Annotated in this window: 12 protein-coding genes, 1 rRNA gene and 1 riboswitch; of the genes, 12 read left to right on the top strand and 1 reads right to left on the bottom strand. The window is 69.7% G+C overall.

Annotated features, from left to right (window positions below):
* The 11 genes from rrf to AB0472_RS44575 all read left to right on the top strand — a co-directional run.
* A 5S ribosomal RNA gene (rrf, locus tag AB0472_RS44625) occupies positions 1–95 on the top strand; the annotation flags it as partial.
* A gap of 112 nt (positions 96–207) precedes the next feature.
* Complete coding sequence (locus tag AB0472_RS44620) at positions 208–816, top strand: CDP-alcohol phosphatidyltransferase family protein (protein ID WP_366365287.1); 609 nt, start codon at positions 208–210, stop codon at positions 814–816.
* 127 nt (positions 817–943) lie between these two features.
* Positions 944–3439: a mannose-1-phosphate guanyltransferase gene (locus AB0472_RS44615; protein ID WP_366365286.1), complete on the top strand. Its 2496-nt coding sequence runs from the start codon at positions 944–946 to the stop codon at positions 3437–3439.
* Positions 3440–3546: 107 nt separating this feature from the next.
* Positions 3547–4458, top strand: coding sequence for a DUF881 domain-containing protein (locus tag AB0472_RS44610; protein WP_366365284.1), 912 nt, complete (start codon positions 3547–3549; stop codon positions 4456–4458).
* Positions 4455–4787 (top strand): small basic family protein, encoded by a 333-nt coding sequence (locus tag AB0472_RS44605; protein WP_046727248.1) that lies wholly within the window; start codon positions 4455–4457, stop codon positions 4785–4787. The genes AB0472_RS44610 and AB0472_RS44605 overlap by 4 nt, the downstream gene beginning before the upstream one ends.
* 5 nt (positions 4788–4792) lie before the next feature.
* On the top strand, positions 4793–5626 hold the full coding sequence (locus tag AB0472_RS44600) for a DUF881 domain-containing protein (RefSeq protein WP_366365290.1): 834 nt from the start codon (positions 4793–4795) through the stop codon (positions 5624–5626).
* 190 nt (positions 5627–5816) lie between these two features.
* The gene (locus AB0472_RS44595) at positions 5817–6647 is read left to right on the top strand and encodes an FHA domain-containing protein (RefSeq protein ID WP_366365282.1); all 831 of its coding nucleotides are present in this window, start codon (positions 5817–5819) and stop codon (positions 6645–6647) included.
* A 41-nt stretch (positions 6648–6688) separates the two neighbouring features.
* Positions 6689–7426, top strand: a complete 738-nt coding sequence (locus tag AB0472_RS44590; protein ID WP_366365281.1) for a MerR family transcriptional regulator — start codon at positions 6689–6691, stop codon at positions 7424–7426.
* A 91-nt stretch (positions 7427–7517) separates the two neighbouring features.
* Positions 7518–7991 carry a bifunctional nuclease family protein gene (locus AB0472_RS44585; RefSeq protein WP_026253112.1) on the top strand — a complete coding sequence of 158 codons (474 nt, stop codon included), beginning with the start codon at positions 7518–7520 and terminating at the stop codon, positions 7989–7991.
* Positions 7992–8287: 296 nt separating this feature from the next.
* A complete protein-coding gene (locus tag AB0472_RS44580) occupies positions 8288–8932 on the top strand; it encodes a MerR family transcriptional regulator (RefSeq protein ID WP_366365280.1) in 645 nt (214 codons plus the stop codon).
* A 106-nt stretch (positions 8933–9038) separates the two neighbouring features.
* The gene (locus AB0472_RS44575; RefSeq protein ID WP_366365279.1) at positions 9039–10403 is read left to right on the top strand and encodes a DNA polymerase IV; all 1365 of its coding nucleotides are present in this window, start codon (positions 9039–9041) and stop codon (positions 10401–10403) included.
* Positions 10404–10568: 165 nt separating this feature from the next.
* Here the strand turns inward: AB0472_RS44575 and AB0472_RS44570 are convergent, their stop codons facing one another.
* Positions 10569–10949 (bottom strand): PRC-barrel domain-containing protein, encoded by a 381-nt coding sequence (locus AB0472_RS44570; protein WP_366365278.1) that lies wholly within the window; start codon positions 10947–10949, stop codon positions 10569–10571.
* 114 nt (positions 10950–11063) lie between these two features.
* A riboswitch (glycine riboswitch) is annotated at positions 11064–11157 on the top strand.
* Positions 11158–11334: 177 nt separating this feature from the next.
* On the opposite strand from AB0472_RS44570, the gene gcvP reads away from it, so the two are divergent.
* Entirely contained in the window at positions 11335–14220 is a 2886-nt protein-coding gene (gcvP, locus tag AB0472_RS44565; RefSeq protein ID WP_366365277.1) for an aminomethyl-transferring glycine dehydrogenase, read from the top strand.
* The last annotated feature ends 3 nt before the right edge of the window (positions 14221–14223 follow it).

Below are 14223 nucleotides of genomic sequence, written 5' to 3'. Positions count from 1 at the left end.
AAACGCCCGGTTACATTCCGAACCCGGAAGCTAAGCCTCACAGCGCCGATGGTACTGCAGGGGGGACCCTGTGGGAGAGTAGGACACCGCCGAACTCCCTTTAGAGCTCTGGCTCTTGGGCAACTAGCCCAAGAGCCAGAGCTTTTTTGCGTTGAGGTAGGGTCAGGGGGCAAAGTTGGCTCGTTTCCCACCACAGGAGGCCCCCGGGTGGAGGTACAGGAGACGCGTGTCCAGACGGACCGCGTCCTCACCATCCCGAACATCCTCAGCATGGCGCGTCTGGTCGGCGTACCCGTCTTTCTGTGGTTGATCCTCAGGCCCGAGTTCGGCGGGCCCAAGAGCGACGGCTGGGCCCTGCTGGTACTGCTCTTCAGCGGCGTCAGCGACTACCTGGACGGCAAACTCGCCCGGCGCTGGAACCAGATCAGCAGCCTCGGCCGGCTGCTGGACCCCGCCGCGGACCGGCTCTACGTGCTGTCGACTCTGCTGGGGCTCACCTGGCGCGAGATCCTGCCGCTCTGGCTGACGGCCGCGCTGCTGCTGCGTGAGCTGGTTCTGCTGGTGATGGTGGGCATCCTCCGCCGGCACGGCTATCCGCCACCCCAGGTGAACTTCCTGGGCAAGGCCGCCACCTTCAATCTGATGTACGCGTTCCCACTGCTCCTGCTCAGTGACGGAAGCGGCTGGATCTCGTCACTCGCTGCAATTTTCGGATGGGCGTTCGCAGGATGGGGTACAACGCTCTACTGGTGGGCAGGAGTGCTCTACGTGGTGCAAGTCCGCCGCCTCATCCGCGCGGACGCCACAGCCGATTGAGCTCGGCGATTGTCCGGACGTGGTGGCCCCTCGATTGCTCTCGATGGCCCGCGGCGGAAAAGTGCGGGACAATCTTGACGGGTGAAGTCGGCTAGACCGTCATCTCTTAGAGGAGGACGCTTCCGACATGAAGGCCGTCGTGATGGCCGGTGGTGAAGGCACACGCCTTCGCCCCATGACCTCCAGCATGCCCAAGCCACTCCTTCCGGTCGTCAACCGACCGATCATGGAGCATGTGCTACGGCTGCTCAAAAGGCATGGGCTCACCGAGACCGTCGTCACTGTGCAGTTCCTGGCATCGCTGGTCAAGAACTACTTCGGGGACGGCGAGGAGCTCGGTATGGAGCTCACTTATGCCAATGAGGAGAAGCCACTCGGTACTGCCGGAAGCGTCAAGAACGCCGAGGACGCGTTGAAGGACGATGCCTTCCTCGTCATCTCCGGCGATGCGCTGACCGACTTCGACCTCACCGAACTCATCAACTTCCACAAGGCAAAGGGCGCTCTCGTCACGGTCTGCCTGACGCGGGTGCCCAATCCGCTGGAATTCGGTATCACCATCGTCGACGAAGAGGGCAAGGTCGAGCGCTTCCTCGAGAAGCCGACCTGGGGCCAGGTCTTCTCCGACACGGTGAACACGGGCATCTACGTCATGGAGCCCGAGGTGTTCGACTACGTCGAGGCCGACGTTCCCGTCGACTGGTCCGGTGATGTCTTCCCTCAGCTGATGAAGGAGGGCAAGCCCATCTACGGCTATGTCGCCGAGGGCTACTGGGAGGACGTCGGTACCCACGAGTCGTACGTGAAGGCCCAGGCCGACGTCCTGGAGGGCAAGGTCGACGTCGACATCGACGGCTTCGAGATATCCCCGGGCGTATGGGTCGCCGAGGGTGCCGAGGTGCATGCGGACGCCGATCTGCGCGGGCCGCTGTACATCGGTGACTACGCCAAGGTCGAGGCCGGCGCGGAACTCCGGGAGCACACCGTCGTCGGATCGAACGTCGTCGTGAAAAGCGGCGCCTTCCTGCACCGGGCCGTCGTCCACGACAACGTGTACATCGGGCAGCACTGCAACCTGCGGGGCTGTGTCGTCGGCAAGAACACCGACATCATGCGGGCCGCGCGTATCGAGGACGGGGCGGTCATCGGTGACGAGTGCCTGATCGGTGAAGAATCGATCGTTCAGGGCAATGTCCGGGTCTATCCCTTCAAGACCATCGAGGCCGGCGCCTTCGTCAACACGTCGGTGATCTGGGAGTCCCGGGGACAGGCTCACCTGTTCGGAGCCCGGGGCGTCTCGGGGATCCTGAACGTCGAGATCACGCCCGAACTCGCCGTACGGCTGGCCGGCGCGTACGCGACCACCCTGAAGAAGGGGTCCACCGTCACGACGGCCCGTGACCACTCCCGTGGTGCGCGTGCGCTCAAGCGGGCGGTGATCTCCGCCCTGCAGGCCAGTGCCATCGACGTACGCGACCTGGAGAACGTGCCGTTGCCCGTGGCCCGGCAGCAGACCGCGCGGGGCAGCGCCGGCGGGATCATGATCCGGACCTCGCCCGGGGTGCCGGACTCCGTCGACATCATGTTCTTCGACGGTCAGGGCGCCGACCTCTCCCAGGCCAGCCAGCGCAAACTGGACCGGATCTTCGCGCGGCAGGAGTACCGGCGCGCGTTCCCCGGCGAGATCGGCGACCTCTACTTCCCGGCGAGCGTGTTCGACTCGTACACCGGGTCGCTGCTGCGGAACGTCGACACGACCGGGGTCGCCGAATCGGGCCTGAAGGTCGTCGTGGACGCCTCCAACGGCAGCGCCGGGCTGGTGCTGCCGAGCCTGCTCGGCAAGCTCGGTGTGGACTCGCTGACCGTCAACCCCGGCCTGAACGAGGCGAGGCCCACGGAGACCGCCGACCAGCGGCGGGCCGGGCTGGTACGGCTCGGCGAGATCGTGGCGTCGTCCGGAGCCGCGTTCGGTGTGCGGTTCGACCCGGTGGGTGAGCGGCTGTCCCTGGTGGACGAGAAGGGCCGCATCATCGAGGACGACCGTGCGCTCCTGGTGATGCTCGACCTGGTCGCCGCCGAGCGGCGCAGCGGCCGGGTGGCGCTTCCGGTCACCACGACCCGGATCGCCGAGCAGGTGGCGGCGTACCACGGCACCCAGGTCGAGTGGACGACCACCTCTCCAGACGACCTCACGCGCGTGGGGCGCGAGGAGGGCACCATCTTCGGCGGTGACGGCAAGGGCGGGTTCATCGTCCCCGAGTTCAGCAGCGTCTACGACGGTACGGCGGCGTTCGTCCGTCTGATCGGCCTGGTGGCACGGACGCAGCTCACGCTCAGCCAGATCGACGCCCGGATCCCGAAGGCGCACGTCCTCAAGCGCGACCTGGCCACGCCGTGGGCTGTCAAGGGGCTGGTCATGCGGCGTGTCGTGGAGGCGGCCGGTGATCGGTTCGTCGACACGACCGACGGGGTGCGGGTCGTCGAGACGGACGGGCGCTGGGTGATGGTGCTCCCCGACCCGGCCGAGGCGGTCACCCATCTGTGGGCCGAGGGGCCCGACGACGCGTCCGCGCAGGCGCTGTTGGACGAGTGGTCGGCGACGGTGGACAGCGCCGGACGGTAAAACGGCTGCACGCGTGCGTGCCGGACAGGTGTCCCCACGGGGGGCCGGTCCGGCACGCCGGTGGGGCCGTTCGGAGGTACCGGCCGCAACGTGCGACGATGTGCGGCATGCCGCAGCAACCCCCCGTTCGGAGCAGCGCCGGCCGGCCGTCGCGTCCGGACGCCTCCATGTCGTTGATCACCAACGTCATGGACCACAGCCTGGACGACGGGTACGCCGAGGCGGCTGCCCGGAAACGGGCCCGTGGGGAGGGCGGCGGCATGCCGAAGACCCTCCGGGCCAGGCTGGGCCTCGCCGGCGGTCTGGTGCTGGCGGCCCTGGTGGTGACCGTGGGAGCGGCGCAGGCGCGCGTGACGGCGCCCGTGGTGGCCAAGGAGCGTCAGGAGCTCATCGACAGGGTCGACCGGGAGACGGCGGCCGCCGACAAGCTGGAGAGCGGTGTCGACAAGCTCCGGGACGACGTAGGCGCCCGTCAGCGAGCCGCGCTGAAGGAGAGCGGGGGCAGTGGGCAGGCGGACCTGGTGGACGTCCTGTCGGGCGCCACGGCGGTGCACGGCCCCGGCGTGAAGCTGGTGGTGAACGACGCCAAGGAGGCATCCTCGGGGGGCGACGCCGGCAATCCGCGGGAGACCTCCGGTTTCTCCGACACCGGCCGGGTGCGGGACCATGACATGCAGCGCGTGGTGAACGGGCTGTGGGCCTCGGGCGCCGAGGCGGTCTCGATCAACGGGCAGCGGCTGACGGCCCTGTCCGCGATCAGGGCCGCGGGGGACGCGATACTTGTCGACAACAGGCCGCTGGTACCGCCGTACACGGTGCTGGCGGTGGGGGACGGGGAGAAGCTCGGCTCCAGGTTCCAGGACAGCCCCGACGGGCTGTACCTGCATGCCCTGGAGGAGAACTTCGACATCCGGGCGACCATCTCCACGGAGAGTGACGTCCGGTTGCCCGCCGCGCCCAGTGTGATCGTACGGACAGCACAGCCGTACACCGAGAAGACGGAGAAGGGCACATCGTGATCGCCGTACTTGGCCTCGTCGTGGGCGTCGTGGCCGGACTCTTGGTCCGGCCTGAGGTTCCGGCGGTCGTCGAGCCGTATCTGCCGATCGCCGTCGTCGCGGCGCTCGACGCCGTCTTCGGTGGTCTGCGGGCCATGCTCGACGGGATCTTCGACGACAAGGTCTTCGTGGTGTCGTTCCTGTCCAACGTGGTGGTGGCCGCGCTGATCGTCTTCCTCGGCGACAAGCTGGGCGTGGGCTCGCAGCTGTCCACGGGGGTCGTGGTGGTCCTCGGTATCCGTATCTTCTCCAACGCCGCGGCGATCCGGCGCCACGTCTTCCGGGCGTGAGCGGCATGGGCGAGCACGAGAAGGAGCCGGAGCACCGGCTGCGCAGAGAACTCCCGGCCGAGGTGCCCCCCGCGGCGCCGGAGGCCGAGTCCGCCGCGCCGGAGCCGCAGGGCAGGGTGACCGGCCGGGAGAGGCTGGTCCAGGGGTTGTGGCCGCCCCGCGTGAGCAGGGCCCAACTGATCGTCGCCGTGCTGTTGTTCGGGCTCGGATTCGGGCTCGCCGTGCAGGTCGCGTCGAACAGTGACAGCGACAGCGCGCTGCGCGGAGCCCGGCAGGAGGATCTTGTCCGCATCCTCGATGAACTGGACGACCGTACTCAGCGTCTTGAGGACGAGAAGACAGGACTCGAGAAGCAGCGCGAGGAGTTGCAGAGCAGCTCCGACCAGGCGGCGGAGGCCCGCAGGCAGACGGCCGAGAAGGAACGGCAACTCGGTATTCTCGCGGGCACCGTGGCGGCGCAGGGTCCTGGCATCACGATGACGGTCGACGACCCGAAGGGGACGGTGCAGGCGGACATGCTGCTCGACGCGATCCAGGAGCTGCGCGCGGCGGGCGCGGAGGCGATCCAGGTCGACGGGGTCCGGGTGGTCGCCGGCACGTACCTCGCCGACTCCGGGAAGGGTGTGAGCGTCGACGGGAACAAGATCACCCAACCCTTCGTTTTCAAGGTGATCGGCAAGCCGCAGGACCTCGAACCGGCTCTCAACATCCCCGGAGGCGTGGTGCAGACCCTGGAGAAGGAGCAGGCGACTGTGACCGTCGAGCGATCCACCAAGATCGTCGTGGATGCCTTGCGACCGGCGAAGCAGCCTGACTACGCTCGGTCGTCCTCACAGTGAACCGGCGGTGCATGGGGGACGTCGGGCGAGGGCATGAGGATGCGGGGGGTCGGCGCACCGGGGAACCGGTGCGTGGTGGAAACTGTCTGGTGGATACGGACGTTGTGTGGTTGTCCGGGTCGGCCGGTCTATTCAGTCAGGGTTCGTCCTGCCCCACGGGCGGGTCTGTTTCGGTCAAGGGGAATCGCCCGTGAAGTTGTTTGCGAAGTTGTTCGGCAAGAGCGCGCGAGAGGGTAGCGACAACGCGACCGCGCGCCATCGGGCACAGCCCGACGCGGAGGGCCAGCGCCCGCTGTTCCGGGACCAGGTGGCTGGTCCGGGGGGTGACATTTCGGGAGGTCAGGGCGCGCCGTCAGTTGACCCGTCCCAGTCCGGCGGCATAGGTTTCGGGCAACCGTCAACCTCAGGTACGGGTGGAGGGTTCGCCTCCGGCCCGTACGCGTCCAACGCCCCGGCGGGGCAGCCGCGGCAGGAGGATCCGTCCATGTCGGCCCTGGTTTGTACGAGGTGCGGTAACCGCAACGCGGAGAACGCCCGCTTCTGTTCCAATTGCGGAGCCCCGTTGCGCCCGGGCGCGGTCCCCGAGCGTGCCTCGGAGACGACGTCCACGATCTCGATCTCGGGCCTGGAGGCCTACGACGCCGAGGTCACCGGCCAGACCCAGATGCCGTCGCTCTCTCCCGAGGCGCAGGCGGCGGTCGACGCGCTGCCGCTCGGCTCCGCGCTGCTGGTCGTGCGCCGGGGTCCGAACTCGGGCAGCCGGTTCCTGCTGGACAGCGACCTGACCACGGCCGGCCGCCACCCGCAGAGCGACATCTTCCTGGACGACGTGACGGTCTCGCGCCGGCACGTGGAGTTCCGGCGCCAGCCGGACGGCTCGTTCACGGTGGCCGACGTCGGCAGCCTCAACGGCACGTACGTCAACCGGGAGCGCATCGACCAGGTCGCTCTGTCGAACGGTGACGAGGTCCAGATCGGCAAGTACCGGCTGGTCTTCTACGCGAGCCGGCAGGGCATCTGACCCTCCGGAGCTCGCCTGGAGGACCCCAGGGAAGAAGGTCCATGCTGCACACACCGAGCGGCGGTACCGGTCACGGCACCGCCGCCACGGAATCCGGGCTGATGAGCATCGGCACGGTGCTGAACGTGCTGCGCGACGAGTTCCCCGAAGTCACCATCTCCAAGATCCGCTTTCTGGAGTCGGAGGGGCTCATCGAGCCCCGCCGTACTCCTTCCGGGTACCGGAAGTTCAGCGCCGGGGACGTGGAGCGTCTGGGACACGTCCTGCGGATGCAGCGGGACCACTATCTGCCGCTCAAGGTCATCCGGGAGTACCTGGACGCCATGGAGCGCGGTGAGGCGGTACAGCCGCCCGTGCTGGGACGGCAGCGGGACGGCGAGGCCGTGCCGATGGCTCCCGAGGCGCCCACGGTGGCGCGGATCGGCAGGGACGAGCTGCTCGCGGCCGCGGACGTCGACGAGGCCCGCCTCGCGGAGTGGGAGTCGTACGGACTGATCGCTCCGCTGGAGGACGGCGTGTACGACGCCGAGACGGTCACCGTGGCCTCGCTCGTGGCCGAGCTGGGCCGGTTCGGGATCGAGCCGCGCCACCTGCGGGCGATGAAGGCCGCCGCCGACCGGGAGGCGGGCCTGGTGGACCAGGTGGTGGCACCGCTCAAGCGCCATCGCAACCCGCAGACCAGAGCCCATGCGGAGGCCCGCACGAAGGAGCTGGCGGCGCTCACGGTGAAGCTGCACGCCGCGCTGATGCAGACGGCGCTGGGGGTGCGGCTGCCGTGACCGCCATGACAGGCCCCGGGCGGAGGCCGGATCGGGCGTGCGTTCCGGGCCCGACTACCCAAACGTCCCGGGCACGGCCTAGGGTTGCTGTGTGAACGAGCTCGATGTCGTAGGTGTCCGGGTGGAAATGCCCTCCAACCAACCGATCGTGCTCCTGCGCGAAGTGGGAGGCGACCGTTACCTCCCCATCTGGATCGGGCCGGGGGAGGCGACGGCGATCGCATTCGCCCAGCAGGGCATGGCGCCCGCCAGGCCGCTGACGCACGACCTGTTCAAGGACGTGCTGGAGGCCGTCGGCCAGGAGCTCACCGAGGTACGCATCACGGACCTTCGTGAAGGCGTCTTCTACGCGGAGCTGGTCTTCGCCAGCGGGGTCGAGGTGAGTGCCCGGCCGTCCGACGCCATAGCGCTGGCGCTGCGCACCGGAACGCCGATCTACGGCAGTGACACGGTGCTGGACGACGCGGGCATCGCGATCCCGGACGAGCAGGAGGACGAGGTGGAGAAGTTCCGCGAGTTCCTCGACCAGATCTCACCCGAGGACTTCGGCACCAGCAGCCAGTGAGTGACCGGAACGGCCCGTCATCCACCCGGAGGTCGGTGACGGGCCGGTTCGTGCCGCAAGGCCGGTGACGAGCCGGTTCGGAGCAGGTCGCGGCCGAAACTCATCGGCAATTGCCGGCGGCCATTGAGAGCGTCCTACGGCCTCCCGACAGAGCATTCGGCTAGCCTTTCCCCGCGGTGGGGCACGGGAAACCACTCCTAGGGTGATTATCACTCGGCGTGCCGAGTGTGGCGATCGTTGACGCGCCCCTGGTGACTGCCTACCGTCGAGAAGGCAGGTCAAGGACGGAGGTCGGCGTGAGAAGCAGCGGCGACGGTATGGCTGGGGGTGCCCCCGGACGCGGTTTCGGGGAGAGCGGTCCGTCCCCGCTTCACAGCAGCATTGCCGGTCACGCCCCGCAGCGGCCGACCGCAGTGCCGAGCGGCGGAGGGGCGGCGTCCATGGCCACCGAGGAGATCGGCTACCGCGGGCCCACGGCCTGCGCGGCGGCCGGCATCACCTACCGGCAGCTCGACTACTGGGCCCGCACCGGCCTGGTCGAGCCCAGCGTGCGGCCCGCCCACGGGTCGGGCACCCAGCGTCTGTACAGCTTCCGGGACGTCGTCGTCCTGAAGATCGTCAAGCGGTTCCTGGACACCGGGGTCTCCCTCCAGAACATCCGCACCGCCGTCCAGCACCTGAGAGCACGCGGTTTCCGCGACCTGGAGCGCATGACCCTCATGAGTGACGGCGCCACGGTCTATGAGTGCACCTCGCCCGACGAGGTGCACGCCCTGCTCCAGGGCGGTCAGGGCATCTTCGGGATCGCGGTCGGCGTGGTGTGGCGGGACGTGGAGAACGCGCTCTCCCAACTGCACGGCGAACGCGTCGACACCGGCGAGACGCTCGTCGGCCACAACCCCGCCGACGAACTGGCCCGGCGGCGCAACCGGGCGGTCTGAAGGCCGGGCGCCCCGAACTCCGGGCGCTCCGAAGGCTTCCTGACAATGCCCCGGCACGGTCTCCCGTGCCGGGGCATTGTCAGTGGTGTGGTGCAGCATCGGAGATGTGAGAAACGCTCCCACGATCCTGCATCTCGACATGGATGCCTTCTTCGCCTCGGTGGAGCAGGCGTCCAAGCCGAGCCTGCGCGGAAAGGCCGTGGTCGTGGGCGGGCTCGGACCGCGCGGTGTGGTGGCCACCGCGTCCTACGAGGCCCGGGTGTTCGGGGTGCACTCCGCGATGCCGATGGGGCAGGCACGCAGGCTGGCGCCGAACGCCGCGTATCTGGTGCCGCGCTTCGGGCTGTACCGGTCGGTCAGCGAGCAGGTGATGGCGCTGCTGCGCGGGCTCTCGCCGCTGGTGGAGCCGCTCAGCCTGGACGAGGCCTTCGTGGATCTGGAGGCCGGTGAGGTGGCCTGGGACGCCGCGTCCGCGCAGCTGGTGGGGGAGAGGCTGCGCGCCGACATACGGGCCGTCACGGGGCTCTCGGGGTCCGTCGGGCTCGCCGCCTCCAAGATGCTCGCCAAGATCGCCTCCGAGCAGGCCAAGCCCGACGGGCTGGTGCTGATCGAGCCGGGCACGGAGCGCGCCATGCTCGGGCCGATGACGGTGCGGACCCTGCCGGGGGTGGGGCCGGCGACGGGGGACCATCTGCGGCGGGCCGGGATCACCACGGTCGACGAGATCGCCGAGGCGGGCGAGGACGAGCTGGTACGGCTGCTCGGCAAGGCCCACGGACACGCGCTGTACGCGATGGCCCTCGCGCGTGACGAGCGGCCCGTGGTGGCCGAGCGGGAGACCAAGTCGGTGTCGGTGGAGGACACCTACGACGTCGACATCCACGACCGGCTGCGGGTGGGGATGGAGGTGCAGCGACTGGCCGACCGGTGCGTACGGCGGCTGCGGGGGGCCGGGCTGTCCGGGCGGACCATCGTGCTGAAGGTACGGCGGTACGACTTCTCGACGCTCACCCGGTCCGAGACGCTCAGGGGGCCGACGGACGACCCGGCGGTGGTGCGGGAGGCGGCGGCGCGGCTGCTGGACTCGGTGGACACGACGGGGGGTGTACGGCTGCTGGGGGTCGGGGTGACGGGACTGGCCGACTACACCCAGGAGGACCTCTTCGCCCAGGCGGCGGCGGGGGAGGGGACGGCGGCGTCCGCGGCGGAGGACGAGGTCGCGGAGCCGGTCGCCGAGGAGCAGGAGGCCGCCGAGCGGCGGTGGCCGGCGGGACACGACGTGCGGCATGCCGAGTACGGGCACGGATGGGTGCAGGGGAGCGGGCTCGGGCGGGTGACGGTGCGGTTCGAGACGCCGGGGGCGGCGGGACCCGGGAGAGTGCGGACGTTCCGGGTCGAGGACCCTGAGCTGGAGCCGGCGGAGCCGTTGCCGTTGGTGCCGGGGATTTCGGTGGACGGATTGCGTGCGTGACCGTGGGGCGGGGCTGAGGGCGGGGGGACGCTTACCGGCGCCGGCCGGGGGACCCCCAGTGCCCACCCGTGCCGCTCCAGCGGCACGACTGCCCGCAGCCATGTTTTTTTAGGGGCGCGGCGAACTGCGCGATCAGCCCCCACCGGCCCGCACGTGCCGTCGGTGTCACGACCCCGCGTCCTCCGTTCCCGCCAGTTTGCCGAAGTCGTGGTCCGGGCGGGAGGGGGGCGGGGGAGCCGTGTCCAGGCCGTAGTGGTGGTAGAGCTGGAGCTCCTGTTCCGGGGAGAGGTGGCGGCCCACGCCGAAGTCGGGGGCGTCTTTGATCAGGGCGCGGTCGAAGGGGACCTGAAGGGTGCCCTCGACCAGTTCGCTGGGCTCCAGGGGGACGAAGGCGTCCCTGGAGAACAGGCCGGTGCGTATGGCCGCCCACTCCGGCACACCCGTCGCGTCGTCGAGGTACACCTCGTCGATCGTGCCGATCTTCGTGCCGTTGCGGTCGCACGCCTTGCGGCCGATCAGGTTGCGCGGATCGATGTCGGTCTGCACGGGCCCTCCACTTGGTCGCAACTCATCCGTAAGCACTACAAAAGAGCACATTGAAGGAGGCGGCCACTCGAAGGCTCCGGTGTTGCCCCCGCTGGTAGGCTGGCAAGCGGCTGCTGACCCCGTGCGGGAGAGTCCTCCGGGAAACCGGAGGCGCCGAAGGAGCAAATCCTCCCCGGAATCTCTCAGGCTCACGTACCGCACGGACGAGGTCACTCTGGAAAGCAGGGCGGACGTCGACGGTGTCCGCTCTCACCGACGGTGCAAGCCGGTGGTCCGCAAGGACACACCGGCGAAGCTCTCAGGTCCGATGACAGAGGGGGAGGCCGTCGGGGTACCCGTGCCGGGGTACCCCCCGAAGGTCGCGTCAGACCAGGAGGCCTCCGCAATGACCGCCCAGCGCATCTCCCTCTCCGAACTCGAGCAGGGGATTCCCTTCGAGCAGCGCCATATCGGCCCCGATCTCGAGGCCCGGGCCAAGATGCTCGCCCAGGTCGGCTACGGCTCGCTCGACGAGCTGACCGCCGCCGCCGTGCCGGACGTGATCAAGAACGCCGACCGGCTCGACCTGCCGGGCGCCCGCACCGAGGCCCAGGTGCTGGCCGAGCTGCGGTCCCTGGCCGACCGTAACCAGGTGCTCGACTCGATGATCGGCCTGGGGTACTACGGCACCTTCACGCCGCCCGTCATCCTGCGCAACGTGATGGAGAACCCCGCCTGGTACACGGCCTACACCCCGTACCAGCCGGAGATCTCCCAGGGCCGCCTGGAAGCGCTGCTGAACTTCCAGACCGTGGTCGCCGACCTCACCGGGCTGCCCACCTCCGGGGCCTCGCTGCTCGACGAGGGCACGGCGGCCGCCGAGGCCATGGCCCTGTCGCTGCGCATGGGCAAGAACAAGAAGGGCGTCTTCGTCGTCGACGCGGACGCGCTGCCGCAGACCATCGCCGTGATCCGGACCCGCGCCGAGCCGACGGGCGTGGAGGTCGTCGTCGCCGACCTCGGCGACGGTATTCCGGCGGAGCTCGCCGGCCGCGAGATCAGCGGGGTCCTCGTCCAGTATCCCGGCGCCTCCGGTGCCGTACGCGACATCAAGGCGGTCGTCGAGCAGGCGCACGAAGCGGGCGCGGTCGTCACCGTCGCGGCCGACCTGCTCGCGCTGACCCTGCTGACCTCGCCGGGCGAGCTCGGGGCGGACATCGCCGTCGGCACCACCCAGCGGTTCGGTGTCCCGATGGGCTTCGGCGGCCCGCACGCCGGTTACATGGCGGTCCGTGAGAAGTTCGCGCGCAGCCTGCCCGGGCGGCTCGTGGGTGTCTCCGTGGACGCCGACGGGAACAAGGCGTACCGGCTGGCGCTGCAGACCCGCGAGCAGCACATCCGGCGGGAGAAGGCCACCAGCAACATCTGCACCGCGCAGGTGCTGCTCGCCGTGATGGCCGGCATGTACGCCGTCTACCACGGGCCCGAGGGACTCAGGGGCATCGCCCAGCGGACCCACCGCTACGCCACGATCCTCGCCGCGGGGCTCACCGCCGGCGGTGTCGAGATCGTGCACGGCTCCTACTTCGACACCCTCACCGCGCGCGTGCCCGGCAAGGCCGCCGGGATCGTCGCCGCCGCCCGCGAGGCCGGTGTCAACCTGCGGCTCGTCGACGCCGACCACGTCTCCATGGCCTGCGACGAGACCACCACCCGCGCCCAGCTGAGCGCCGTGTGGACGGCCTTCGGTGTCGAGGGCGACGTCGAGGCCCTGGACGCCGTCGTGGCGGACACGCTGCCCGAGTCGGTCCTGCGCACCGACGGCTACCTGACCCACCCCGTCTTCCAGCAGCACCGCTCCGAGACCGCGATGCTCCGCTACCTGCGCAGGCTCGCGGACCGGGACTACGCGCTGGACCGCGGCATGATCCCGCTGGGCTCCTGCACCATGAAGCTCAACGCGACCACCGAGATGGAACCGGTCACCTGGCCCGAGTTCGGCCAGCTGCACCCGTTCGCGCCCGCCGAGCAGGCGCAGGGCTACCTGACCCTGATCCGGGAGCTGGAGGAGCGGCTCGCCGAGGTCACCGGGTACGACAAGGTGTCGCTGCAGCCCAACGCCGGATCGCAGGGCGAGCTCGCCGGCCTGCTCGCCGTACGCGCCTACCACCGTGCCAACGGCGACGCGCAGCGGACCGTGTGCCTGATCCCGTCGTCGGCGCACGGGACCAACGCCGCCAGCGCCGTCATGGCGGGCATGAAGGTCGTCGTCGTGAAGACCGCCGAGGACGGCGAGATCGACGTCGCCGACCTGCGGGCCAAGATCGAGCAGCACCGCGACGAGCTCGCCGTGCTGATGATCACCTACCCGTCGACGCACGGGGTGTTCGAGGAGCACGTCGCCGACATCTGCGCGCAGGTGCACGAGGCCGGCGGACAGGTGTACGTCGACGGCGCCAACCTGAACGCCCTGGTCGGCGTCGCCAAGCCGGGCCACTTCGGCGGCGACGTCTCCCACCTCAACCTGCACAAGACCTTCTGTATCCCGCACGGCGGCGGCGGTCCCGGTGTCGGTCCGGTGGCCGTACGGGCCCACCTGGCGCCGTACCTGCCGAACCACCCGCTGCAGCCCGCCGCCGGTCCCGAGACGGGTGTCGGGCCGATCTCGGCCGCGCCGTGGGGCTCGGCGGGGATCCTGCCGATCTCGTGGGCGTACGTCCGGCTGATGGGCGGGGAGGGGCTGAAGCGGGCCACGCAGGTGGCCGTGCTCAGCGCCAACTACGTCGCCAAGCGGCTGGAGCCGCACTTCCCCGTCCTCTACACCGGGCCCGGCGGCCTCGTCGCGCACGAGTGCATCATCGACCTGCGGCCGCTGACCAAGGCGACCGGGGTGAGCGTCGACGACGTCGCCAAGCGGCTCATCGACTACGGCTTCCACGCGCCGACGATGTCCTTCCCGGTGGCCGGCACGCTGATGATCGAGCCGACAGAGTCCGAGGACCTCGGCGAGCTGGACCGGTTCTGCGAGGCGATGATCGCCATCCGGGCGGAGATCGACAAGGTCGGAGCGGGCGAGTGGCCCGCCGACGACAACCCGCTGCGCGGTGCTCCGCACACCGCCGGTGCGCTGGGCGGGGAGTGGAAGCACGCGTACGGCCGGGAGGAGGCCGTCTTCCCCGCCGGGGTGTCCGCCGCCGACAAGTACTGGCCGCCGGTGCGCCGGATCGACCAGGCCTACGGTGACCGGAACCTGGTGTGCTCGTGCCCGCCGCTGGACGCGTACGAGGACTGACGC

Source organism: Streptomyces sp. NPDC086777 (genome assembly GCF_040702065.1).
Classification (GTDB): Bacteria; Actinomycetota; Actinomycetes; order Streptomycetales; family Streptomycetaceae; genus Streptomyces.
Note: the sequence above shows the minus strand (reverse complement) of the source record. Positions and strands in the feature narration are given on the sequence as shown.

Excerpts from the sequence above, each read along its gene's own strand:
- AB0472_RS44615 (WP_366365286.1), top strand. The coding sequence starts at position 944 with ATGAAGGCCGTCGTGATGGCCGGTGGTGAAGGCACACGCCTTCGCCCC.
- AB0472_RS44610 (WP_366365284.1), top strand. The coding sequence starts at position 3,547 with ATGCCGCAGCAACCCCCCGTTCGGAGCAGCGCCGGCCGGCCGTCGCGT.
- AB0472_RS44600 (WP_366365290.1), top strand. The coding sequence starts at position 4,793 with ATGGGCGAGCACGAGAAGGAGCCGGAGCACCGGCTGCGCAGAGAACTC.
- AB0472_RS44590 (WP_366365281.1), top strand. The coding sequence starts at position 6,689 with ATGCTGCACACACCGAGCGGCGGTACCGGTCACGGCACCGCCGCCACG.
- gcvP (WP_366365277.1), top strand. The coding sequence starts at position 11,335 with ATGACCGCCCAGCGCATCTCCCTCTCCGAACTCGAGCAGGGGATTCCC.